Genomic DNA, 23,428 nt, shown 5'->3' with positions numbered 1-23,428 from the left:
TCCCCTGTGGATGGAAGGGCAAGCGTGCAGGGGCTTTTGCGCAACATCCGTTCGTTTCGCGCCATCGGGAAACGAACGGATGCGTGCTGCCGGATCAGCAGCCGGGCGTCTCGCTGTCGTGGTAGAAGTCCTGCACGGCCGTCCAGGCGTCCTCGGCGGTCTCGACCCAGGTCAGCAGGTTGAGGTCCGCGTGCGAAATCACGCCCTCATCCGCCAGCGCCTCGAAATCCACGACCCGATTCCAGAAATCCTTGCCGAACAGCAGGATCGGGATCGGCTTCATCTTGCCGGTCTGGATCAGGGTCAGCAGTTCGAACATCTCGTCGAACGTGCCGAACCCGCCTGGGAAAACGGCGAGCGCGCGGGCGCGGAGCAGGAAATGCATCTTGCGCAGCGCGAAATAGTGGAACTGGAAGCTCAGTTCCGGCGTGACGAACAGGTTGGGCGCCTGCTCGTGCGGCAGGACGATGTTCATGCCGATCGTGGTCTGGCCGACATCGACCGCGCCGCGATTGGCCGCTTCCATGATCGAGGGACCGCCGCCCGAGCAGACGACGAAGTGACGGCAGCCGGCGGCATTGACCGGATATTGCGCCGCGATCCGCGCCAGCTTGCGCGCTTCCTCATAATAGCGGGCCTTCTTGCCCAGATTCTCCGCGATCTTCTTCTGTTCGGGCGTATTGGCTGCGTCGATCCGCGCCTGGACCTGGTCGGGTTCGGGAATGCGGGCGGAGCCGTAAAAGACGAAGGTGGATTCGATCCGCGCCTCGTCCATCAGCAACTGGGGTTTGAGCAATTCGAGCTGGAAGCGCACCGGCCGCAGATCCTCGCGCAGCAGGAACTCATTGTCCTGGAAGGCGAGCTTGTAGGCGGCGCTGCTGGTCTGGGGGGTTTCGATCGCCTTCTTGGCGTCGTCCGCTTCCTGGCGTGCGGGGCGGAATTTGCGTTCTTCAATTTCTTTCTTGGTCATTCCCAACAAGCTAGGCGCGGCAGGTGACAATGCCAAGACCGTTCAGCGGCAAAATCCGCCAAGTTTTCGATTTTCGCTCAGCGGCAAAAGCCGCCGCATCTCTGATTTCCGCTTAGCGGCAAAAGCCGCCGCGGCCGCCCATGTCGAAATGGAAATGGTCGCGATGGGCGGCATTATAGTTGGGCGACAGCACCGTGTTGAACCGCTTGCAGGCGCTCGCATGAACCACTTCCAGAAACTGGCGGGTGCGCTTGTCACCATTCCAGTCCTTCTCGACGCTGATCCGGCGCCCATCGCTCAGGACGAAGGCGGACACATCGATCGCATTGCTATGCGCATGTTCGCTGAGCTTGCCGCTGCCTGCGATCGGCCGACAATTATAGGTGCCGAACGTCTCGATCTTCTCGATCTCCGCGCCCAGGATCAGCCGGGCGGCGGGCTGCACGGCATGGCGCGACCAGGCCGCGAAATTGGCGGCAAGGTTGCAGGTCATGGCGCCCAGGCCCGAAGTCGGCACACCGATGTCGAGCAGCTTGACGCTGCCGATTGCGCTGCATCCGCCGCCGAAATTCTGGTCGGGCAGGGGGGTGAAGGCGACCGACTGGGATTGCAGCTTGGCGAAGCATTGCCGGGTTTCGAGCGGGGGCGGCGCGGGCGGTGTCGCCGGGCGCGCGCTCTTCACCGGCTTGGATGCGCGTGCGACTCGGCCCTTGGGGACCAGATCACCGCTGCACGCCGCCAGCATGGCCGCCATCGTCGCGGCCAGGGCCGCGCTGCGCCACACCGAATATCTCGTCGCCAGCTCCACCATCAATCCTGCATTTACCACGGCTTTCCAGGCCGATGGGTTAACGGCGCGGTCGTTTCGTCGCATTTTGCTGCAGCTTGACTCTTTTTCGGAAATCTTTAGGGCGGCCGACGGGCCACGCGGTCCCAACGCCGCGCGTGCTCTCTGTAAGGAGACGCATTACATGACTGATCTGACTGCCGTTGACGCCACCCTTGCGCCTGCCGCAAAGCCTGCAACCCGTCCGGCTCGCCCCTTTTTCTCTTCCGGTCCCTGCGCCAAGCCTCCGGGCTGGGATGCCGCCAAGCTGGCCACGCAGTCGCTGGGCCGTTCGCACCGCGCCAAGATCGGCAAGACTCGCCTTGCCTACAGCATCGACCTGATGCGCGAGCTGCTGAACCTGCCCGACACCCACCGCATCGGCATCGTGCCGGGTAGCGACACCGGCGCCTTCGAAATGGCGATGTGGACGATGCTGGGCGCCCGCCCGGTGACGACGCTGGCCTGGGAAAGCTTCGGCGAAGGCTGGGTGACGGATGCCGCCAAGCAGCTCAAGCTCGATCCGACCGTGATCCGCGCCGACTATGGCCAGCTGCCCGACCTTTCCACCGTCGACTTCTCGAACGACGTGCTGTTCACCTGGAACGGCACGACCTCGGGCGTGCGGGTGCCCAATGCCGACTGGATTCCGGCCGACCGCGAGGGCCTGACCTTCGCCGACGCCACCAGCGCGGTCTTCGCCTATGAGATCGACTGGACCAAGATCGACGTCGCTACCTTCTCCTGGCAGAAGGTGCTGGGCGGCGAGGGCGGCCATGGCGTGCTGATCCTCGGCCCCCGTGCCGTCGAGCGTCTGGAAACCCACACCCCCGCATGGCCGCTGCCCAAGGTGTTCCGCCTGATGGCCAAGGGCAAGCTGGCCGAAGGCGTGTTCAAGGGCGAAACCATCAACACGCCGTCGATGCTGGCCGTCGAGGACGCGATCTTCGCGCTGGAATGGGGCAAGTCGCTGGGCGGCCTCAATGGCTTGATCGCGCGCAGCAACGCCAATGCGGCGGCGCTGGGCAAGATCGTCGCCGACCGCGACTGGCTCGGCCATCTCGCCGTCGATGAAGCCTCGCGCTCGACCACCAGCGTCTGCCTGACCGTCGCGGGCGCCGACGAAGCCTTCATCAAGGCCTTCGCCGGCCTGCTGGAGAAGGAAGGCGCCGCCTATGACGTGGCGGGCTATCGCGACGCCCCGGCGGGCCTGCGCATCTGGTGCGGCGCCACGGTCGAGACCGCCGATATCGAGGCGCTCGGTCCCTGGCTCGACTGGGCCTATGCCCAGACCAAGGCTGCTTAAAATCAAGCGTCACCCCAGCGAAAGCTGGGGTCTCACTTCCTTTCAAGAACAAGAGAGATCCCAGCCTTCGCTGGGATGACGGCTCGTAAATTCAAGGATCAAATCCATGCCCAAGGTTCTTATTTCCGACAAGATGGACCCCCGCGCAGCCGCGATCTTCCGCGAGCGTGGTGTCGAGGTCGACGTCATCACCGGCCAGACGCCCGAAGAACTGGCCGCGATGATCGGCGCCTATGATGGCCTCGCCATCCGCAGCTCGACCAAGGTCACCAAGGCGATCCTCGACGCCGCGACCAACCTCAAGGTCATCGGCCGCGCCGGCATCGGCGTCGACAATGTCGACATCCCGGCCGCCTCGGCCCAGGGCGTTATCGTGATGAACACGCCGTTCGGCAACTCGATCACCACCGCTGAACATGCCATCGCGCTGATGTTCGCGCTGGCCCGCCAGATCCCCGAAGCCAATGCCCAGACGCAGCAGGGCCTGTGGCCCAAGAATGGCTTCATGGGTGTGGAAGTCACCGGCAAGACGCTCGGCCTGATCGGCGCCGGCAATATCGGCTCGATCGTCGCCAGCCGCGCGCTCGGCCTCAAGATGAAGGTCGTCGCCTTCGATCCGTTCCTGACGCCCGAGCGTGCCGTGGAAATGGGTGTGGAAAAGGCCGATCTCGACACGCTGCTGGCCAAGGCCGACTTCATCACGCTGCACACGCCGCTGACCGACCAGACCCGTAACATCCTGTCGAAGGAAAACCTGGCCAAGACCAAGAAGGGCGTGCGTATCGTCAACTGTGCCCGTGGTGGCCTGATCGACGAAGCGGCGCTGAAGGACGCGCTGGATTCGGGGCATGTCGCGGGTGCTGCGCTCGACGTGTTCCAGACCGAGCCGGCCAAGGAATCGCCGCTGTTCGACACGCCGAACTTCATCTGCACCCCGCATCTGGGCGCATCGACCGACGAAGCGCAGGTCAATGTCGCGCTGCAGGTGGCCGAACAGCTCAGCGACTATCTGCTCGACGGCGGCATCACCAATGCGCTGAACGTCCCCAGCCTGTCGGCCGAGGAAGCGCCGAAGCTGAAGCCCTATATGGCGCTCGCGGAAAAGCTGGGCAGCCTGATCGGACAGCTGGAAGGTGACCAGATCACCGGCGTGTCAGTCGAGGTCGAGGGCCATGCCGCTGAACTCAACCAGAAGCCGATCACCGCCGCAGTGCTGGCTGGCCTGATGCGCGTCTATTCCGACACGGTGAACATGGTCAACGCGCCCTTCCTGGCGAAGGAACGCGGTCTGGACGTGCGTGAAGTGCGCCATGACCGCGAGGGCGACTATCAAACGCTGGTGCGCGTCACCGTTTCGACCGAAGCGGGCGACAAGTCGGTCGCCGGCACGCTGTTCGGCCACGCCCAGCCGCGCCTGGTCGAGCTGTTCGGCATCAAGGTGGAGGCCGATCTCGACGGCCACATGCTCTACATCGTCAACCAGGACGCGCCCGGCTTCATCGGCCGTCTGGGCTCGAAGCTGGGCGAATCGGACGTCAATATCGGCACCTTCCACCTGGGTCGTCGCAACCAGGGCGGCGAAGCCGTGCTGCTGCTGTCGGTCGACGGCACCGTCACCGAACCGCTGCGCTGGGCGATCTGCAACCTCGCCGGCGTGAAGCAGGTGAAGCTGCTGCGCTTCGCCTGATTCTCAATTCCGTTCGTGCTGAGTAGGGGCTGAGCCTGTCGAAGTCCCGTATCGAAGCATCCTTCGATACGCCATTTCGACTTCGCTCAATGGCTACTCAGGACGAACGGAGTAGAATTGGCCGCGTTTTGCGCTAAAGGGCCTGTCCCATGACCATGATCCCGCCAAGCCTGCTCCCGGAGGGGCTCTCCGATCGCCTGCCGCCGCAGGCCGAAGCCTCCGCGCGCCTGGCGCGCCGCGTGCTCGATACGGTCGCGACCCATGGCTATGAACGGGTCATGCCGCCGCTGGCGGAGTTCGAGGATACGCTGACCCAGCGCCTCAAGTCGATGCGCGCGCAGGATCTGGTCCGCGCCGTCGACCCGGTGTCGCAGCGCACCTTGGCCTTCCGCCCCGACATGACCGCGCAGGTCGGCCGCATCGCTGCCACCCGCCTGCGCAGCGCGCCGCGTCCGCTGCGCCTGTCCTATGCCGGCCCGGTGATCCGCCAGAAGGCGAGCCAGCTGCGCCCCGAGCGCGAGAAGATGCAGCTGGGCGCCGAACTGATCGGCAGCGACAGCAATGCCGCCGCCGTCGAGATCGTCAACATCGCGATCGAGGCACTGACCGCCGCCGGCGTGACCGGCATCACCATCGATTTCACCTTGCCCGACCTGATCGACGCGCTGGCCGCCGGTCCGTTGCCGCTGGGCGCCGAAGAACTGGAAGCCGTGCGCGCCGAACTGGACGCCAAGGATGCCGGTGCGCTGGTGGCGATCAGCCCGGCCGCCGCCGCCTATCTGCCGCTGATCGAGGCGACCGGTCCCTTCCATGCCGCGATGGAACGGCTGGAGGCGTTCAGCGCCAGTCTGGACGGCGCCATCGACAGCCGGATCGCGGGCCTGCGCGCAATTGCCAAGCCGATCGGCTGGGACATCACCCTGACCCTCGATCCGACCGAACGGCACGGTTTCGAGTTCCAGAACTGGTTTGGCTTCTCCATCTTTGCCGAGGGCTTCATCGGCGAGATCGGCCGGGGTGGCAGCTATGCCATCGCCCGCGCTGGCGAGACGGACGAGCCCGCCATGGGCTTTTCCCTTTATCCCGATCCGCTGATTGATGCGGGCTTTGGCGACGAACGGCCCCGGCGCCTGTTTCTGCCGGTGGGTCATGATGCGGTGCGCGCGGCCGCGCTGCGGGCCGAAGGCTGGCACACGGTTGCGGCCCTGGCTGACGGTGAAGATGGCGCTGCTCAGCGCTGCTCGCACTGGCTGGATGGCAGCGAGCCCCGCGCTTACTGACCGAACAGGCGGCGCAGCCAGGCGTCCACAATGCCGGTGCCGGCATAGTCGGCATCGCCCATCTCGCGATTGATCTGCATATGGCCGCGCAGGCCGCGTCCAGGGAGCGCATGGATTTCCACTGGCGTGCCCGCCTTGCGCAGCGCTGCGGCGAGCGCATTGGACTGGGCGGTGCCGTCGACCCGATCGACATGCAGCAACAGGAAATCGGGGGCATTGGGCTTTGCCGCCTGCAAGGACGGTGATAGCGCCTTCTGCCGCGCCGGATCGGTGCCGAACGCCTGTTCATAGGTCTTCGCCATGAAGCGGCCGCCCTGCGCCATCTGGGTCGGCACGTCATAGGCTGCACCATCCAGCGCGACGATGCCGCGCACGGCATCGGGCTTCAGCCCGGCCCTGGCGAAATAGCGCATGTCGGTGCCGACCAGCGCGACCAGATGCGCGCCGGCGCTGTGGCCCATCAGCGTGATGCGGTCGGGATCGATACCCAGCGTCGTCGCCTGGCTGCGCAGATGGGCGACCGCATCGGCGACATCCTGCGCCTGCTGTTCGACCGTTGCATCGGGCACCAGCCGGTAATTGATCGAGGCGAAGGCATAGCCAAGGGCGCCATAATGGGGCGCCTTGGCCGCGCCGGTGGTATTATCCTTGCTGCCGCGCTTCCAACCGCCGCCATGGACGAAGAGGACAAGCGGCGCCTTCGTGCCCTTGCCCGGCCAGAAATCGATCGCCTGCAATGGATCATGGCCATAGGTCATGGCCTGCGGGGTGGCGGCGGTTGTCTGGGCCTGCGCGGCCAGCGGTGTGCCTGCGAGCAGGGAGAGAATCAGGATGGGAATCGGCCGTCTGCGCATCTGGTCGTCCTTCGCTGCCCCTGAGTTGGCATGATCGCGAGGGCGCATCGTGCCGTAAAGCCGGCAGCTGGTATCAAAGTGTAATGCTCCTCCAACCTTGACGCATCGGCGCCACCCGGCTAACCCGCGCCCCGCACAGGGCGCCCTTGACTCAGGTTGACGCGCCCATCCTATTCCACCGGCATGCCGAGTCCCGTCGAAGGGCATGGCCGGTCCGCGCGGCGGGCGGAGGAGTGTATCCATGGCAAATGTTACCGTGATCGGCGCCCAATGGGGTGACGAAGGCAAGGGCAAGATCGTCGACTGGCTGTCGGAGCGCGCCGATGTCGTCGCCCGTTTCCAGGGCGGCCATAATGCCGGCCACACGCTGGTCGTCGGCGAAAAGGTCTACAAGCTCTCGCTGCTGCCGTCGGGCATCGTGCGCGGCACCTTGTCGGTGATCGGCAATGGCGTGGTGCTGGACCCCTGGCACTTCCGCGACGAGGTCGCCAAGCTCAAGGGCCAGGGCGTCGAGATCAATCCCGACAATCTGCAGATCGCCGAGACCTGCCCGCTGATCCTGCCCTTCCACCGCGACCTCGACGGTTTGCGCGAGGACGCGTCGGGCGCCGGCAAGATCGGCACCACCCGTCGTGGTATCGGTCCGGCCTATGAGGACAAGGTCGGCCGCCGTGCCATCCGCGTCTGCGATCTGGCCCATCTCGACGATCTCGACCTGCAGATCGACCGCCTGACCGCCCATCATGACGCGCTGCGCGCTGGTTTTGGCGAAGCGCCGATCGACCGCGCCCAGTTGATGGCCGACCTGACCGAAATCGCCGCCTTCATCCTGCCTTTCGTCAAGCCGGTCTGGCTGACGCTCAACAAGGCGAAGTCGGAAGGCAAGCGCATCCTGTTCGAGGGCGCGCAGGGCACTTTGCTCGACATCGACCATGGCACCTATCCCTTCGTCACCTCGTCCAACACGGTGGCGGGCACGGCGGCGAGCGGCACCGGCCTTGGCCCGAACGCTGCCGGTTTCGTGCTGGGCATCGTCAAGGCCTATACCACCCGCGTCGGCTCCGGTCCGTTCCCCAGCGAGCAGGAAAATGACGTCGGCCAGCGTCTGGGCGAACGCGGCCATGAATTCGGCACCGTCACTGGTCGCAAGCGCCGCTGCGGCTGGTTCGACGCGGTGCTGGTGCGCCAGTCGGTCGCGGTGTCGGGCGTGACCGGCATTGCGCTGACCAAGCTGGACGTGCTCGACGGCTTCGAGGAGCTGAAGATCTGCGTCGGCTACAAGATCGGCGACCAGAGCTTCGACTATCTGCCCGCCCATGCGCAGGACCAGGCCAAGGCCGAGCCGATCTATGAAAGCATCGCTGGCTGGAGCGAAACCACCGCCGGCGCGCGCAGCTGGGCGGACCTTCCGGCCCAGGCGATCAAATATATCCGCCGCATCGAAGAACTGATCGGTTGCCCGGTCACGCTCGTGTCGACCAGCCCGGAACGCGACGACACGATCCTCGTCCGCGATCCGTTTGCGGATTGATTTTTCTGAGTTTCAGCTAAGCTGAAACAGATCGGCACCAGCCCGCTCCCCCACCCGACCACCCATATGATACTGCCGTTGGGTGGCCGGGTGAGGGAGCGGGCTGGTGCGGTTCTCCAAACAAAGGACATTCCGATGGGCGAACAGCGCTTCGAGCGGCACAAGCAGCCCTGGACCCAGGATGAGGTCCAGAAGCTGCATACGCTCGCCAAGAAAGGCATGGCGCTGAAGGCGATCGCCAAGGCGCTGACCCGCAGCGAGGAATCGGTGAAGACCCGGGCCAAGCAGGACGGGCTGTCGATCGCCAAGCTGCGCTGAGAGATTGAGGGGCCGGGCGGTAACGTCCGGCCTTTCCTCATTCCGGGGCGTGGCGCTGGACCGGCAGGATGGCGCCGTCCTTGGCATAGGTCAGCGGCGCAATGGTGATCGACCGCCGATGATCGCCGCCACCGGGCAACAGCTTGTCATGATAGAAGAGCCAGCTCTTGCCCTGGCGTTCGACGATCGCCTGGTGATTGGTCGAGATCGGCAGATAGTCAAGGATCACGCCGCCATAGGCGAAGGGGCCGAGCGGCGAGGCGGCGGTGCCGTAGATGATCTGGCCGGGCCAGCCGGTCGAGAAGCTGAAATAATAGCGGCCGTCATGGGCGTGGAGATAGGGCGCTTCGCCATATTTCTTCTTGGGGTCGCTTGCCGGCAGTCCGGTGACGACGACATCCATGATCGGGCCGTCGACATGGATCATGTCCGGCTTCAGCCGCACCACCTTGGGCACGCGGGTGCCGAAATAGAGATAGGCCTGTCCGTCCTTGTCAATGAAGACGGCTGGGTCGATCGGCTCGGCACCGGCATTGGCGTCGCGCGCCTTGTCGATCAACGCGTCGCCGCGCGCGTCGCGATAGGGGCCTTGGGGATGGTCAGCCACCGCGACGCCGATCCGGTCGCCGCCGATCGGCGCGTAGAAATAATAGCGTCCGTTGCGCCGGGCGACTTCGGGTGCCCAGGCCTTGGCATCGGGCCGTGCCCATGTGAAGGTGGTGACATCGAGAAAGGCGCCGTCATCCTGCCAGCTTTGCATGTCGGCCGAACTGTAGAGGCGCCAGCTGGTGCTGTCCCAATAGCGGCCGGAATTGGATGCATCGTCGGTGGCGTAGAGATACCAGCGGTCGTCGAACCAGTGCGGCGAGGGATCGCCGGCGAAGCGCGGGCTGATCGGCTGGCCCGGTTCGGCATCACCATTGGCCATCAGCAGGCCCATATAGGCCAGCAGTGCCATCCTCTTCATCCACATCCTCCCTGATCGATATTTGATGCGATGATGGTGTTCCGCCATGTGAAATGCAATTTCGCATCATGGAATTTGCAGGATTTCAACACCGGCTGGACCCGATCGGGGCAGGATGCGACAAGTCTTGCGACATCAAAGCAGGAGGCTCCGCATGGCACTCGATATCCTCGTCCTCTACGGCTCCTATCGGCGCGGCCGGCTCGGTATCCGGCTGGCGGATTATCTGATCCGCGGCTTTGAAGGGCTGGGGCACAAGGCGGAACTGGTCGATGCCAAGGCGATCGATCTGCCGATGCTCGACCTGCGCTACAGCGACTATCCGGCTGGTGAGGCGCCCGCCGCCATGGCGCAGCTTGCCGAGCGTCTGTCCGCTGCCGATGCCTTCGTGTTCGTCGCGGGCGAATATAATCGCGGCATGCAGCCCGGCCTCAAGGATATGGTCGACCATTATCTCAAGGAGTTCGACCGCCGGCCGGCGGCGATCGCGAGCTATTCGATGGGCCGCTTCGCCGGGGTGAACAGCCATGCCGACTGGACGGTGACGTTGTCCGCCATGGGCATGGCGGTGATACCCGAACGGCTGAGTGTCGGCCAGATCGGGCAGACGCTGGACGAGCAGGCCCGGCCCCAGGGGGAGGGCGGAGCGGCACTGGACCGCGGCTTTGCTGGTTTCGCCGACACGCTCATCTGGTGGGCGCAGGCGGCAAAGGCGCAGCGCTGATCTCCTCAAGCGCCGATATCACCGTCGCGGCCACCAGGTCGCCGGTGACGTTGAGCGCGGTGCGGCACATGTCGAGCAGCCGGTCGACGCCCAGCACCAGTCCGATTCCCTCTGGCGGGATGCCGACCATCGCCAGGATCATCGCGACCACCGGCAGCGATCCGGCCGGCACGCCCGCCGTGCCGACTCCGCCCAATATGCAGACCAGCATCACCATCAACTGCTGGCCAAGGCTGAGGTCGACATGGAAGAATTGGGCGAGGAACAGGACGGTGATCCCTTCGAACATCGCCGTGCCATTCTGGTTGGCGGTGGCGCCGATGGTGAGGACGAAGCGGGCGATGCGGCGCGGCAGGTGCAGATTCTCTTCCGCGACGCGGATGGCGGTCGGCAGGGTAGCGTTGGAGGAGGCGGTGGCAAAAGCCATGACGCTCGCTTCCTGCACGGCGGCGAAGAAGCGCAACGGCGACCGGCGCGCGAGCAGGGCGATCAACAGCGAATAGATGCCGAACATTTGGATTGCGAGCGCCAGCAGCACGACCCCGACATAGGCGGACAGGCGCAGGAGCAGATCCCAGCCGAACTGGGCGGCGAGGTTGAACATGAAGCAGGCGATGGCGATCGGCGCCAGGCGGATGACGATGCCGATCAGGCGCATCGACACTTCGAACACCCCCTCCATGGCATTAAGCAGCAGTTTCGATTGCTCGGTCTGCACCAGCACCAGTCCGATGCCGAAGAAGAGGGCGAAGACCATCACCGCCAATATGTCATTGTCGACCATCGCCGCGATCACATTGTCGGGGATGATCGCGATCAGCGCCTGCATGCCGGTCGGCGTGTCGGCGCCGCGGTCAAGGATCGCCTTCGCCCCCTGTCCTGCATCGGCCAGCAGGGCGCGTGCCTGTGCCGGGTCTACCCCGGTGCCGGGCTGCAGCAGATTGACCAGCGCCAGACTGATGACGACCGCGATGCCCGACACGACCAGCGTATAGATGAGAGTGCGCAGGCCCACCCGTCGCAGCGAGCGCATCTCGCCCATTTCGGCGATGCCGACGATCAGCGCGGAGACCAGCAGCGGGATCACCAGCATGAACAGCAGCCGCAGGAAAATCTGGCCGATCGGGCCGGTGGCATAGGTGGTGACCGCGTCGATCCAGGGCGCGCCGGGCGTGGCGGTGTATGCGACCAGTCCGGCGACAAGGCCGATCAGGAAACCGGCCAGCATCTGCCATTGCAGCGAGAAGGCCGCGCGCCTGCCATCCTTTTCCTCTGTGCCCATATCAGTCATGGCCTCTCCCTGTCTCCCTAACCAACGAGCCATGCGGATGGCGGTTGCGCTGTGGGCAATATTTCGTTTCGATAGGGCATCGATGGAGCATAGCCGCATGCTCAGGCGTTGCGCCGGTTCATCAGAAGGAGTCTTGCATGATCGTTGATGCCGTCCCCAGCATGCGCCGGATCGCATCGGAAGTATGGAAGCCGCTGACCGCGCTGTTCGTGTGGGACTGTGCCGTTACGGCTGCCTATTATCTGCTGCCCTTCAAGGCGCCGTCATTGCCGCTCACCATCTTCGGTTCGGCGCTGGCGCTGTTCCTGGGCTTCCGATCGAACAGCAGCTATCAGCGCTGGTGGGAAGGGCGCGTGTTGTGGGGCGCGATGATCAATGCCTCGCGCAGCCTGGCGCGTTCGGCGCGCAACTTCCTGCCCGACCCGGAGGGGCGTGAGTTGAAGCGCGAAATTGTGCGACGTCAGATCGCCTATGTTAATGCGCTGCGCTGCCAACTGCGGCGCCAGCCGATCGGCGAGGATGTGACGAAATTCCTGCGGGAGGAGGATCAGGGCAAGGCTCTGGCCCGCGTCAATCCGGCCAACGGCCTGCTCGACAGCACCGGCCGGCGAATCGACATGGCCCGACAGGAAGGCTGGATCGACACCATCCAGCAGACCCAGATGGAGAAGGTGCTGGTCGATATCGCCAATGCCCAGGGCGGGATGGAGCGGCTGAAGAACACCCCGCTGCCATTTCAGTATCGATTGCTGCCGGTGGTCTTCACCCACCTCTTCTGCATCCTGTTGCCGATCGGGCTGGTCGAGACGCTGGGCCTTGCGACGCCGCTCGGTTCGACCGTCGCGGGCCTGATGTTCATGGCCGTGCTGCGGATCGGTGACGATCTGACCGATCCCTTTGCCGACAGTGTCCATGACGTGCCGCTGACCGCCATGTGCCGCACGATCGAGATCGACTTGCTCCAGTCGATCGGTGATCCGGCACCCGCACCCGTAGAGCCGGTGCGCGGCGTTCTTTGGTAGGCAGAAAAAAGCCCCGCTTGCATGCCGCAGGCGGGGCCTTTTCCTTTGGTCGGGGAAAGGGCGTCAGCCCTTGCGATCCTCGTCTACCATGTCGGATGCCAGCTCCAGTCCCGCCCGGCCGTGCGAGGGGGTGTGGGTCGGCGCCCTGGGATGGGGCACGTCGACCGGCTCCTCCACCTCCAGCATGCCTTCCCACTTGGTGATGACCGAGGTGGCGATGGCGTTGCCCAGAACGTTGGTCGCGGTGCGGCCCATGTCCATGAAATGGTCGACCGCCAGGATGAAGGCGACGCCCTCGACCGGCAGGTCGAACTGGCCCAGGGTGGCGGCGACGACGACGAGTGAGGCGCGCGGCACGGCGGCGATGCCCTTGCTCGTCACCATCAGCACCAGCAGGATCGTGATCTGGGTCGCGATCGGCAGGTCGATGCCATAGGCCTGGGCGATGAAGATGGTCGCGAAGGTCGCATACATCATCGAGCCGTCGAGGTTGAAGCTGTAGCCCAGCGGCAGAACGAAGCTGTAGATGCGGCGCGGTACGCCGAACCGGTCGAGTTGCTCCAGCATCTTGGGATAGGCGGCTTCCGACGAAGCGGTGGAGAAGGCGATCAGGATCGGCTCGCGGACATAGCGGATCAGCTTGAACATCCGCTTGCCAAGGAAGATCGCGCCCGCGCCGAACAGCAGCACCCACAGGCAGATGAGGGCGATGTAGAATTCGCCGACCAGCGCGCCATAGGTCTTGAGCACGCCAAGCCCCTGCACCGTCACCGACGAAGCGAGCGCGCCGAACACGGCGAGCGGGGCGACCCGCATGACATAGCCGGTGACCTGCAGCATCAGTTCGACCAATGCCTCGATCACGGTGATGATCGGCTTGCCCTTTTCGCCGATGGCGGTCAGCGCCACGCCGACGAACAGCGAGAAGACGACGATCTGCAGGATCTGATTGTCCGCCATCGCCCCGATCATCGACGTCGGGAAGACGTGCAGGATGAAGTCGCGGAAATTGAGCGCTTCGGTGTTCACGCCCGCATCCGCGCCCGACCGGACGAGGTTGAGGCCGGCGCCCGGCTCGAAGAAATTGACGAAGATCAGGCCCAGGGTCAGCGAGATCAGGCTGGCGATGATGAACCAGGCGAGCGCGCGCCCGCCGATCCGCCCCAGCGCCGCGCTGTCGCCCATATGGGCGATGCCCGCGACCAGCGTGGAAAAGACCAAAGGCGCGATGATCATCTTGATCAGATGGAGGAAGATGTCGGCCAGAAGATGGAAGTAGCCTGCCACATCTTTGGCCAGCGCTTCATCCCCGCCGACCCAGAGATTGGCCACGAAGCCCACGATCACGCCCAGGACCATGCCTGTCAGGATGTAGGCCGTCAGTCGATTTCGCATTATATTCCTCTAGCCAGCGAGCGGTCCGCCCGCGCATTCATTCTGGTCCTGCTGGGTGCTGACACCTAACAGGCGCCCGGCTGGCCCGCAATCGGGCACGCTTGGGCTGTGCGGGGATAGACGAATGAGCCACCATATTCCGCGCCCTGTTTTACGGCAGGACAATGGCATGGTGCTCGCTCAGGGATAGAGAAGCCCTTCGTTCCAGCCATTTTCCTGGCGGGTGAAGACGCGCCGCTCATGCAGGCGATGCTCGCGATCCTGCCAGAACTCGATCCGTTCCGGGGTCAGGCGGAAGCCCGACCAGTGGGGTGGGCGTGACACCGGGCCGCCCTCGAACCGGGCGCGCACCGCTTCATAGCGATCCATGAAGGCGTCGCGTGAGGGCAGGGGGCGGGACTGGTCGGACGCCCAGGCGCCCAGCTGGCTGTCGCGGCTGCGGGTAGCGAAATAGGCATCGGCGGTAGCGTCGTCGACCGGGCCGACGCGGCCTTCGATCCGGATCTGGCGGCGCACCGACTTCCAGTGGAACAGCAGGGCGGCATGCGGATTGGCGAGCAGGTCGCCTGCCTTGCGTCCTTCGAAATTGGTGTAAAAAATGAAGCCGTCGGGGCCATGCCCCTTGAGCAGCACCATGCGGACCGAGGGGCGGCCTTGGGCATCGGCCGTGGCCAGCGCCATGGCGTTGCTATCGTTGATCTCGGTTTCGCGCGCCTGCGCGTACCACTCGTCGAAAAGGGCGAAGGGATCGGTCATGACCCTGCCTTAGTTTCCCGGCACCGCACTGTCGATACGGATGCGCCGCAGCTTGAACGATGCCCGGCCTTCCGCCACATAGGGGGCATTATGGCCGCGACGCGGCAGATACCGGTTTCAACATAACAGGATGATAGATGGCGGATCCCTATTCCACTCTGGGTGTGGCGCGCAGCGCGAGCGAAGCGGAGATCAAGTCCGCCTATCGCAAGCTGGCCAAGCAATATCACCCCGACAAGAATCAGGACAATCCGAAGGCGGCGGAGAAATTCTCGGCCGTGACCAACGCCTATGACCTGTTGTCGGACAAGGACAAGCGCGCCCGCTTCGACCGGGGCGAGATCGATGCCGACGGCAATCCGACCGCGCCTTTCGGCTTTGGCGGCGGCGGTGGCCGCGGGCGGCCCGGCGGGTTCGAGTTCAATGAGGGCGGCGCCGATTTCGGCGACATCTTCGAAGGCCTGTTCGGCGGTGCGGGCCGTCGCGCCGGGGGTGGCGGCGGTTTTGGTGGCTTCGGTCGCGGCGCGCCACCGGCCAAGGGCGCTAATGTCGCCTATCGGCTGGCAGTGCAGTTCGTCGACGCGGCGACGCTGGCGCCGCAGCGCATCACCTTGCAGGACGGCAAGACGCTCGACCTGAAGCTGCCCGCCGGGGTCGAGACGGGGACGCAGATGCGCCTGTCGGGCAAGGGGCAGCCTGGGGCTGGCGGCGCGGGCGACGCGATCGTCACCATCGAGGTGAAGCCGCATCCCTTCTTCAGGCGCGACGGCGACAATGTGCTGCTCGACCTGCCGATCACCCTCAACGAGGCGGTGAAGGGCGGCAAGGTCAAGGTGCCGACCGTCGACGGTCCGGTGATGCTGGGCGTGCCCGCCGGCACCACGTCGGGCAAGGCGCTGCGCCTGCGCGGGAAGGGCTTTACCGGCAAGGATGGCCAGCGCGGCGACCAGTTGGTGACGCTGCTGATCGATGTGCCCGCCGATGATCCGGTGATCCTCCATCTGGTCGAGGATTGGCAGGATGGTCGGGCGGTCCGGACCCATCTGGGCGTCTAGGACGTTCGGCAAGGGTGCCGCTGCCCTCCCCCTACAGCCCTGAGTCGCGCCGCCACATGGCGGCGCAGGCACAGGAAAAGCTTCATCGCCAGATCGATCGGGTCCGGCCTGGATCGCGCAGCTTCGAGATCGCCAAGCGGGTGGCCGTCGGCGTCTACAGCGACGGGTTCATCCATGCGGGGAACCTGGCCTATCTCTCGTTGATGACGTTGTTCCCCTTCTTCATCGTCGCGGCCGCGGTCGCCAGCGTCTTTGGCCGCACGTCGGACGGGCTGTCGGCGGTCAATGCCTTTCTCTATACCGTGCCGCGTGGCGTGGCCGATGTGGTGCGCCAGCCGATCAGCGACGTGTTGCAGGCGCGTTCCGGCCATCTGCTCTGGTTCGGCGGTTTGGTCGGCCTGTGGACGGTGGGCAGCCTGATCGAGACGATCCGCGACATATTGCGCCGCGCCTATGGCACGAAGAGCACCAAGCCCTTCTGGCGTTATCGCCTGGCGGCAGTGGGCATAACCCTGGTCAGCGTGCTGGCAGTGATGTTTGCCTTTTCGCTCCAGGTGGCGATTACCGCTGTCGATCAGTTGCTCCACCGGCTGCTACCCTTCGCCGATGAGGCGATCGCCTGGGTTTCCTCGGCGAAGCTGGTGCCGATGGCCATCCTGTGCGTGGCGCTCCATTCGCTTTATGTGTCGCTGACGCCATCGGTTTATCGCGACAAGCGCTTCCCCAAATGGCCCGGCGCGATCGCCACCGCGCTGTGGTGGTATGCCGTCACCCTGTTGCTGCCGATCACCTTGTCGATGCTTGGCGGCTATGACCGGACCTATGGCAGTCTGGCCGGTGTCATGATCACCCTCATTTTTTTCTTCCTCGTTGGGCTTGGCGTGGTAATTGGCGCCGAATTGAATGCGGCACTGGCGGAATTTCCGGAAGACGAAGCGGCCGGCACCGTGCAGGATAAAGGGAACGGAACGACGATATGACAGGCTTGATGGCGGGAAAGCGCGGGCTGATCATGGGGCTGGCGAACGAAAAGTCGCTGGCTTGGGGTATTTCGCAGCAATTGCATGCGCAGGGCGCGGAACTGGCCTTCTCCTATCAGGGCGAGGCGCTGGCCAAGCGCGTGAAGCCGCTGGCCGAGCAACTGGGCTCGGACTTTCTGATCGATTGCGACGTATCCGACATGGCGAAGCTGGACGAGGCCTTTGCCGAGATCGAGGCGCGCTGGGGCAAGCTGGATTTTGTCGTCCATGCGATCGGCTTTTCCGACAAGAATGAACTGCGCGGCCTCTATGCCGACACCAGTCTCGACAATTTCCTGATGACCATGAACATCTCGGTCTACAGCTTCGTGGCCGTTGCGGCGCGCGCGCGCAAGCTGATGAAGGAAGGCGGCAGCCTGCTGACGCTGAGCTATTATGGTGCGGAAAAGGTCATCCCGCATTATAACGTCATGGGCGTGGCCAAGGCAGCGCTGGAAACCAGCGTCAAATATCTGGCGATGGACCTCGGCCCGGAAAATATCCGCGTCAATGCGATCTCGGCCGGTCCGATCAAGACGCTGGCGGCCAGCGGCATTGGCGATTTCCGCTATATCCTCAAGTGGAACGAGCTGAACTCGCCGCTGCGTCGCAACGTCACCATCGACGATGTCGGCGGCGCCGGCCTCTATCTCCTGTCGGACCTGGCCTCGGGCGTGACCGGCGAGATCCACCATGTCGATGCGGGCTATAATGTCATTGGCATGAAGGCCGAGGACGCGCCCGATATCGCGCTGGACAAGTAAGAACGACGCGACCGGATTGGGATAGATATGAGCTTCAACAGTTTCGGTCGCGTATTCCGCTTTTCGACCTGGGGTGAAAGCCATGGTCCGGCCATCGGTGCGATGGTGGATGGCTGCCCTCCGGGGCTTGAGCTGAGCGAGGCGGACATCCAGCCCTGGCTCGACCTGCGCAAGCCGGGCACGTCGAAGTTCACGACCCAGCGGCGCGAGGCCGATGAGGTGCGCATCCTGTCGGGTGTGTTCGATGGCAAGACCACCGGCACGCCGATCAGCCTGATGATCGAGAACACCGATCAGAGATCGAAGGATTATTCGGAGGTCGCCAAGGCCTATCGCCCCGGCCATGCCGACTATGCCTATGACGCCAAATATGGCTTTCGCGATTATCGCGGCGGCGGGCGGTCCTCGGCGCGCGAGACCGCCAGCCGGGTGGCGGCTGGCGCGGTCGCGCGGCTGGTCATCCCGGAAGTCGATATCTTCGCCTATGTGAGCGAGATTGGCGGCGACGCGATCGACTATGGCAATTTCGACGCTTCGCAGATCGGCCAGAACCCCTTCTTCTGCCCGGACGCTGCAGCCGCCGTGCGTTGGGAAGCGCTGGTCGATGGTGCGCGCAAGGATGGCTCTTCGCTCGGCGCGGTGGTCGAATGCGTCGCATCGGGCGTGCCGGCCGGCTGGGGCGCGCCGCTCTATGCCAAACTCGACAGCGAACTGGCGAGCGCGATGATGAGCATCAACGCGGTCAAGGGCGTGGAGATTGGCGATGGCTTCGCGGCCGCCCGGCTGCGTGGCGAACAGAATGCCGATCCGATGCGGCCCGGCAACGATGGCCCGGTCTTTCTCGCCAACCATGCCGGCGGCATTGCCGGGGGGATTTCCACCGGCCAGCCGGTCAAGGTGCGGATCGCCTTCAAGCCGACCAGTTCGATCCTGATCCCGGTCGAAACGGTGACGCGCGAAGGCGATGCGTCGGACATCATCACCAAGGGGCGCCATGACCCCTGTGTCGGCATTCGCGGCGTGCCGGTGGTCGAAGCGATGATGGCGCTGGTGCTGGCAGACCAGAAGCTGCTGCACCGCGCCCAGTGTGGCGCCGACTGACGCGCCGAACTGCGCCAATCGCGCGCCGAATGTGCAAATGACAAGAGACGACTCGCCCATATTACGCTAGGATGACAGATGTCACCCGCGGGAGGGTGAGCGGCAGAGCGTAAGCCTGGGGAGCGTCAGCGCGCCAAGCGCGGTTTGACGGTCAAAACGTCCCCTGACGCCGCGACACGGGCCAGCCATGCAACCATGGCTGGCCCATTTCGTTTCACCTCCGTCAGAGACGCGATCACGCGATCAACGGGGGCAATGACCAGATGCATTTCATCACCGCGTTGCTGGGCATCTACCGCGCGGAAATCAGTCTCCTGATCCTGGCCTGTATGTTCGTCGCCTTCGTGCGCGAACGTTATTCGCCGACCGTCGTGTCGGTGCTGGGCGCTTGTGCTTTCGCGCTGCTGGGGCTGCTCGACGAGAAATCGCTCTTTTCGGTCTTCTCCAATAGTGCGCCGCTGACTGTCGGCGCGATGTTCGTGCTGTCGGGGGCGCTCATTCGCACCGGCACGATCAACCGCATCGCCGAACTGGTGATGGTGCGGGCGCAAAAGCGGCCCCGGCTGGCGCTCGCCGAAGTCACGCTGGGCACCGTGCTGCTGTCCGCTTTCCTCAACAACACGCCGGTCGTCGTGCTGTTGATCCCGATCATGTTCCGCCTGGCGCAGGCGACCGGCTATCCGGTGAAGAAGTTGCTCATCCCGATGAACGCGATCGCCGTGCTGGGCGGCTGCATCACGTTGATCGGCACGTCGACCAATTTGATCGTCGCGGGCATCGCGGCCGATCAGGGCATGGTGCCGTTCGGCATTTTCGACATCACCCCCTATGGCCTGGCCGGCGTTGCGGCCGGTATCCTGACCCTCGTCAGTCTCAGCTTCCTGCTGCCCAGCGACCCGCCCTCGATCGGCGGGGAACATGGCGGCAATGTCCAGGAATATCTGACCGAACTGGTGGTGACGCCGGATAGCGATCTGATCGGCCGCGAGATTGGCGACCTGTCGGTGCTGGGCCGGTCGGTGACGCTGATCGGGCTCAAGCGCGCGGGCGAGATACGGCGCCACGACCTGGCGCAGGAGGAACTGCATGTCGGTGACCGGTTGATCGTTCGCGCCGATGGCACGGCGATCATGACGCTGCGCGAGTCGGGCGATTTCGAACTGGGCATCGCGGCCGATTCCGAAACCTCCGCGCGCGAGGGCACGGTGATCGAGGCGATGGTCGCGCCCAGCCATCCCTCGATCGGCGAGCGGCTGATCGACATTCCCTTCCTCCACGCGTTGCGCGTCCGCCTGATCGGCATCCATCGCGCGCGGCATCTGCCGGGGCCGGATCTGGCCGATACACGGGTGCGGGGCGCCGACCGGCTGCTGGTGGCGGGCAGCGACGATGCGATGCGTTCGCTGAAAGACAATCCCAACCTGATCGGCGTCGACATCAGCCGCACCCGCGCCTTCCGCCCGCGCAAGGCATGGATCGCGATCCTGGCGATGGCGGCGGTGGTGATCCTGTCTGCGCTGGACGTGATCGGCATCGGCCTGGGTGCCTTCATCGCCGTCGGCGTGATTCTGGTCACCCGCTGCATCGACGCGGAGGAGGCCTGGGCGGCGATCGACGGCGATGTGCTGATCCTGATCTTTGCCATGCTGGCGGTGGGGCTTGCGCTGGAACAGGCGGGCAGCGTCGCGCTGATGGTGGGCTGGATCACGCCGCTGATGCAGGTCGCGCCGCAATGGAGCCTGGTCTTCATCGTCTATTTCGCCGCGCTGATCCTGTCCGAACTGCTCAGCAACAATGCGGTCGCGGCGCTGCTGACCCCGCTCACCATCGCGCTGGCGCATCAACTGGGCACCGATCCACGTCCGCTGGTGATCGCGCTGATGATCGGGGCATCGGCCTGTTTTGCGACGCCGATCGGCTATCAGACCAACGCGCTGGTCTATGCCGCGGGCGATTATCGCTTCGCCGATTTCGTGCGCATCGGCGTGCCGCTCAACCTGATCGTCGGCGGTGCCGTATGCACGGCGCTGGTCATTTTGGGCTAGCGTTGCGCCGCCGATCACCGTTCGCCCTGAGCGAAGTCGAAGGGCTCACCCGACCGACGGGAGGGTACTTCGCTCCGCTCAGTCGATGGCTTCGACTTCGCGCAGCCCGAACGGGATTTTAAACGTGCCTGCTAAGGGACCAATTCCCCGCGTCCGGCCCTGTCGGGGGTGGTGCGCGCCCGGCATGAAGGCGTCGATCCATCAGGAGTATCGTCCATGACCCGCCTTCGCTTCACCCAGGTCGACGCCTTTGCCGACGCGCCCTTCACCGGCAATCCGGCAGCGGTGATGCCGCTCGACGCCTGGCTGGACGATGCGGTGCTGCAGGCGATCGCCGCAGAAAACAATCTGTCGGAAACCGCCTTCACCGTGCCGACGCCGGGCGATGCGGACGCCGATTATGCGCTGCGCTGGTTCACCCCGGCGGTCGAGGTGAAGCTGTGCGGCCATGCCACGCTGGCGAGCGGGCATGTGCTGATGCAGGGTGATACCATCCGCTTTCGCACGCGCCATGCCGGGGTGCTGACCGTGAGCCGCGCGGGCGAGGGCTATGAACTGTCGCTGCCGGCCTGGACCAGCGAACCCAAGCCTCTGCCGGAGCTGGCGGCGGGGATGGGCGGCGACATCGTCGAAACCCGGTGGCGCGATGGCGGCTATGCGATCTTCGTCTATCGTGATGCTGCGGCGATCCGCGCGCTGGAGCCTGATTTCGCGACCCTGCGCAAGTTGGGCGACACTCTGCTGATGGCGACCGCGCCGGGCGACGACAGCGACATCATCAGCCGCGTCTTCGTGCCCGGCGGCGGAATCGACGAGGATCCGGTGACCGGATCGGCCCATGGCCTGCTGACGCCCTATTGGGCGGAGCGGCTCGGCAAGGATGCGATCAGCGCAATCCAAGCTTCGGCGCGGGGCGGGCGGCTCGGCTGCCGGCTGGAGGGCGACCGGGTGGTGATGACCGGCGCATGTCGCACGGTCATCGAAGGCACCTTCACCCTTTAACCGGGGAAGAGGCCGATCAGCCGGGCAAGCTGCGCCTTCACGGCGCTGCGCTGTTCCTTCTCCGGCGACATGCCGATCCGCACGATCGTCAGCCGCTGACCGGGCGCGACCAATATATATTGGCCATTATGGCCGACGCAGCCGAACAGGCTGGCCGAGGCGAGGCCGGGCATCAGCGCGCTCTCGCGGGCGTCGCGGTTGAGCCAGAGATGGGCGCCATAGGCCGCGTTCCGGGGCGAGGGCGCGCGCATATAGTCGACCCATTTTTCCGGTACGATCTGATGGCCGTTGGGCGAGCGGCCATGGTTGCGCAGCAATTCGCCGAAGCGGCCATAGTCGCGCGCGGTCATGTGCATGATCGACCCGCCGATCAGCGTGCCGTTGGCGTCATATTCCGGGGTCAGGCTGGACAGCTTGCCCGGCGCCTTCAGCCGGCCGTCGATGAACATCTGCATTGCCCGGCGGCGCACGTCGGGATGGTTGCTGTTGGTCAGCATCCGGGTCATCAGGTCCGACAGGATCATCGTGCTGCCGGTGGAGTAGGAAAATGTCTCGCCGGGATTATGCGCGAGTGGCTTGGATTCGGCATAGGCCGCCATGTCCTGCGCGCCGTCCATGAACAGCATGCGCACGGTATCGCCCTCGGTGATCGGCTCGTCATCCTCGGCATGGTCGAGGCCCGAGGTCATCGACAGCAACTGGCGCAGGGTGATGCGGCCGCGCGGATCGCCCGGCTGGCTCCAGGCCGCGACCGGCACCGGCGAATCGAGCGCCAGCCGCCCGTCCGACACCATCAGCCCGACCAGCACCCCGGTCACGCTCTTGGCCATCGACCAGGACAGCAATTTCGTGTCGGGGGTGATGCCGGGGGCATAGCGCTCGGCAATCACCTTGCCGTCGCGCATGACCAGCAGGGCGCGGGTTTCGCCCATTGCCTTGTCGTCGAACAGCGGATCGATCGCGCCGCGCAGCGCGCTGGCGCTGACCACCGCGTCGGTGTCTACGCTATAGACGGGCTCGGGCGCATGGGCGGCGCGCCCCGCCAGCGTGCCGGCGAGGACGAGCGCCACCAGTCCGGCACCCATGGCAAGGCGCTTTACGATTCGCTTCTCGATCTGCATAAGCCGGCGCCCTTAGCATGGAGGCGGGAAGAAGGACCATGGCGGTTCGTGGTAAATGGTGGATCGTCGCCGGACTGATCCTCTTCGCGTTGCTGGCGGCGCTGGCGTGGAACTGGTCGACGCTGCGTGCCCGCGCGCAGCTCGGCTCGGCCTATGGCGCGCGGCTGACCTGTTCCTGCCGCTATGTCGAAGGGCGTGCCATGGGAAGCTGCCAGGGCGACAAGGAGCCGGGCATGGCGATGGTGCGGCTGACCGACAAGCCGGAGGAGCGGGCGGTAGAGGCCCATGTGCCGCTGCTGGCGTCGCGCACTGCGCGGTTCAAGCCGGGCTGGGGCTGTCTGCTCGATCCGGTGGGTTAAGGGAGCTGGTGCCGGAATGCGCTGGATGGCGCATT

22 protein-coding genes are annotated in these 23,428 nt (G+C 65.0%); 14 read left to right on the top strand and 8 right to left on the bottom strand.

Annotation, left to right across the window (positions count from 1 at the left end; genetic code table 11):
- Positions 1 to 94: 94 nt before the first annotated feature.
- Entirely contained in the window at positions 95 to 970 is an 876-nt protein-coding gene (locus tag GGQ90_RS13880; RefSeq protein ID WP_188082678.1) for an LOG family protein, read from the bottom strand.
- 112 nt (positions 971 to 1,082) lie between these two features.
- Entirely contained in the window at positions 1,083 to 1,781 is a 699-nt protein-coding gene (locus GGQ90_RS13875; protein ID WP_188082700.1) for an extensin family protein, read from the bottom strand.
- A gap of 160 nt (positions 1,782 to 1,941) precedes the next feature.
- Here GGQ90_RS13875 and GGQ90_RS13870 point away from each other — a divergent pair, with 160 nt between their 5' ends.
- The 3 genes from GGQ90_RS13870 to GGQ90_RS13860 all read left to right on the top strand — a co-directional run bounded on the left by GGQ90_RS13870 (position 1,942) and on the right by GGQ90_RS13860 (position 6,069).
- Positions 1,942 to 3,102 (top strand): phosphoserine transaminase, encoded by a 1,161-nt coding sequence (locus GGQ90_RS13870; RefSeq protein ID WP_188082677.1) that lies wholly within the window; start codon positions 1,942 to 1,944, stop codon positions 3,100 to 3,102.
- Positions 3,103 to 3,208: 106 nt separating this feature from the next.
- On the top strand, positions 3,209 to 4,789 hold the full coding sequence (gene serA, locus GGQ90_RS13865) for a phosphoglycerate dehydrogenase (RefSeq protein WP_188082676.1): 1,581 nt from the start codon (positions 3,209 to 3,211) through the stop codon (positions 4,787 to 4,789).
- 149 nt (positions 4,790 to 4,938) lie between these two features.
- Positions 4,939 to 6,069: an ATP phosphoribosyltransferase regulatory subunit gene (locus tag GGQ90_RS13860; RefSeq protein ID WP_188082675.1), complete on the top strand. Its 1,131-nt coding sequence runs from the start codon at positions 4,939 to 4,941 to the stop codon at positions 6,067 to 6,069.
- Here the strand turns inward: GGQ90_RS13860 and GGQ90_RS13855 are convergent.
- Positions 6,063 to 6,923: an alpha/beta hydrolase gene (locus GGQ90_RS13855; protein WP_188082674.1), complete on the bottom strand. Its 861-nt coding sequence runs from the start codon at positions 6,921 to 6,923 to the stop codon at positions 6,063 to 6,065. The genes GGQ90_RS13860 and GGQ90_RS13855 overlap by 7 nt on opposite strands.
- A gap of 241 nt (positions 6,924 to 7,164) precedes the next feature.
- Here GGQ90_RS13855 and GGQ90_RS13850 point away from each other — a divergent pair, with 241 nt between their 5' ends.
- Positions 7,165 to 8,454, top strand: a complete 1,290-nt coding sequence (locus tag GGQ90_RS13850) for an adenylosuccinate synthase (protein WP_188082673.1) — start codon at positions 7,165 to 7,167, stop codon at positions 8,452 to 8,454.
- Positions 8,455 to 8,589: 135 nt separating this feature from the next.
- Positions 8,590 to 8,772 (top strand): hypothetical protein, encoded by a 183-nt coding sequence (locus tag GGQ90_RS13845; RefSeq protein WP_007706693.1) that lies wholly within the window; start codon positions 8,590 to 8,592, stop codon positions 8,770 to 8,772.
- 37 nt (positions 8,773 to 8,809) lie between these two features.
- Here the strand turns inward: GGQ90_RS13845 and GGQ90_RS13840 are convergent, their stop codons facing one another.
- Positions 8,810 to 9,739 carry a family 43 glycosylhydrolase gene (locus GGQ90_RS13840; protein WP_188082672.1) on the bottom strand — a complete coding sequence of 310 codons (930 nt, stop codon included), beginning with the start codon at positions 9,737 to 9,739 and terminating at the stop codon, positions 8,810 to 8,812.
- A 154-nt stretch (positions 9,740 to 9,893) separates the two neighbouring features.
- Between GGQ90_RS13840 and GGQ90_RS13835 the strand changes: the two genes are divergently transcribed.
- Complete coding sequence (locus tag GGQ90_RS13835; RefSeq protein ID WP_188082671.1) at positions 9,894 to 10,463, top strand: NADPH-dependent FMN reductase; 570 nt, start codon at positions 9,894 to 9,896, stop codon at positions 10,461 to 10,463.
- Here GGQ90_RS13835 and GGQ90_RS13830 read toward each other — a convergent pair.
- The gene (locus GGQ90_RS13830; RefSeq protein WP_188082670.1) at positions 10,426 to 11,754 is read right to left on the bottom strand and encodes a dicarboxylate/amino acid:cation symporter; all 1,329 of its coding nucleotides are present in this window, start codon (positions 11,752 to 11,754) and stop codon (positions 10,426 to 10,428) included. The two genes, GGQ90_RS13835 and GGQ90_RS13830, sit on opposite strands and share 38 nt — an antisense overlap.
- Before the next feature lie 137 nt (positions 11,755 to 11,891).
- Between GGQ90_RS13830 and GGQ90_RS13825 the strand changes: the two genes are divergently transcribed.
- A complete protein-coding gene (locus GGQ90_RS13825) occupies positions 11,892 to 12,776 on the top strand; it encodes a bestrophin family protein (RefSeq protein WP_188082669.1) in 885 nt (294 codons plus the stop codon).
- Positions 12,777 to 12,839: 63 nt separating this feature from the next.
- On the opposite strand, the gene GGQ90_RS13820 is transcribed toward GGQ90_RS13825, so the two are convergent.
- A complete protein-coding gene (locus tag GGQ90_RS13820; RefSeq protein WP_188082668.1) occupies positions 12,840 to 14,171 on the bottom strand; it encodes a dicarboxylate/amino acid:cation symporter in 1,332 nt (443 codons plus the stop codon).
- Between the two features lie 180 nt (positions 14,172 to 14,351).
- Positions 14,352 to 14,927, bottom strand: coding sequence for a pyridoxamine 5'-phosphate oxidase (pdxH, locus tag GGQ90_RS13815; RefSeq protein ID WP_188082667.1), 576 nt, complete (start codon positions 14,925 to 14,927; stop codon positions 14,352 to 14,354).
- Positions 14,928 to 15,064: 137 nt separating this feature from the next.
- Here pdxH and GGQ90_RS13810 point away from each other — a divergent pair, with 137 nt between their 5' ends.
- The 6 genes from GGQ90_RS13810 to GGQ90_RS13785 all read left to right on the top strand — a co-directional run bounded on the left by GGQ90_RS13810 (position 15,065) and on the right by GGQ90_RS13785 (position 21,913).
- On the top strand, positions 15,065 to 15,982 hold the full coding sequence (locus tag GGQ90_RS13810) for a DnaJ C-terminal domain-containing protein (protein WP_188082666.1): 918 nt from the start codon (positions 15,065 to 15,067) through the stop codon (positions 15,980 to 15,982).
- A 56-nt stretch (positions 15,983 to 16,038) separates the two neighbouring features.
- Positions 16,039 to 16,962 carry a YihY/virulence factor BrkB family protein gene (locus GGQ90_RS13805; RefSeq protein WP_188082699.1) on the top strand — a complete coding sequence of 308 codons (924 nt, stop codon included), beginning with the start codon at positions 16,039 to 16,041 and terminating at the stop codon, positions 16,960 to 16,962.
- Positions 16,959 to 17,765 carry an enoyl-ACP reductase FabI gene (fabI, locus tag GGQ90_RS13800; protein WP_188082665.1) on the top strand — a complete coding sequence of 269 codons (807 nt, stop codon included), beginning with the start codon at positions 16,959 to 16,961 and terminating at the stop codon, positions 17,763 to 17,765. The genes GGQ90_RS13805 and fabI overlap by 4 nt, the downstream gene beginning before the upstream one ends.
- A gap of 27 nt (positions 17,766 to 17,792) precedes the next feature.
- Positions 17,793 to 18,866: a chorismate synthase gene (gene aroC / locus GGQ90_RS13795; protein WP_188082664.1), complete on the top strand. Its 1,074-nt coding sequence runs from the start codon at positions 17,793 to 17,795 to the stop codon at positions 18,864 to 18,866.
- Between the two features lie 263 nt (positions 18,867 to 19,129).
- The gene (locus GGQ90_RS13790; protein WP_188082663.1) at positions 19,130 to 20,911 is read left to right on the top strand and encodes an SLC13 family permease; all 1,782 of its coding nucleotides are present in this window, start codon (positions 19,130 to 19,132) and stop codon (positions 20,909 to 20,911) included.
- A gap of 216 nt (positions 20,912 to 21,127) precedes the next feature.
- Positions 21,128 to 21,913 carry a PhzF family phenazine biosynthesis protein gene (locus GGQ90_RS13785; RefSeq protein WP_188082662.1) on the top strand — a complete coding sequence of 262 codons (786 nt, stop codon included), beginning with the start codon at positions 21,128 to 21,130 and terminating at the stop codon, positions 21,911 to 21,913.
- Here the strand turns inward: GGQ90_RS13785 and GGQ90_RS13780 are convergent.
- Positions 21,910 to 23,034, bottom strand: coding sequence for a serine hydrolase domain-containing protein (locus GGQ90_RS13780; protein WP_188082661.1), 1,125 nt, complete (start codon positions 23,032 to 23,034; stop codon positions 21,910 to 21,912). The genes GGQ90_RS13785 and GGQ90_RS13780 overlap by 4 nt on opposite strands.
- Before the next feature lie 38 nt (positions 23,035 to 23,072).
- On the opposite strand from GGQ90_RS13780, the gene GGQ90_RS13775 reads away from it, so the two are divergent.
- Positions 23,073 to 23,393 (top strand): hypothetical protein, encoded by a 321-nt coding sequence (locus GGQ90_RS13775; protein ID WP_188082660.1) that lies wholly within the window; start codon positions 23,073 to 23,075, stop codon positions 23,391 to 23,393.
- Positions 23,394 to 23,428 lie beyond the last annotated feature (35 nt).

This window comes from Sphingobium scionense (assembly GCF_014197035.1).
Taxonomy (GTDB): Bacteria; Pseudomonadota; Alphaproteobacteria; order Sphingomonadales; family Sphingomonadaceae; genus Sphingobium; species Sphingobium scionense.
This window is presented reverse-complemented; position numbering and strand designations above follow the sequence as displayed.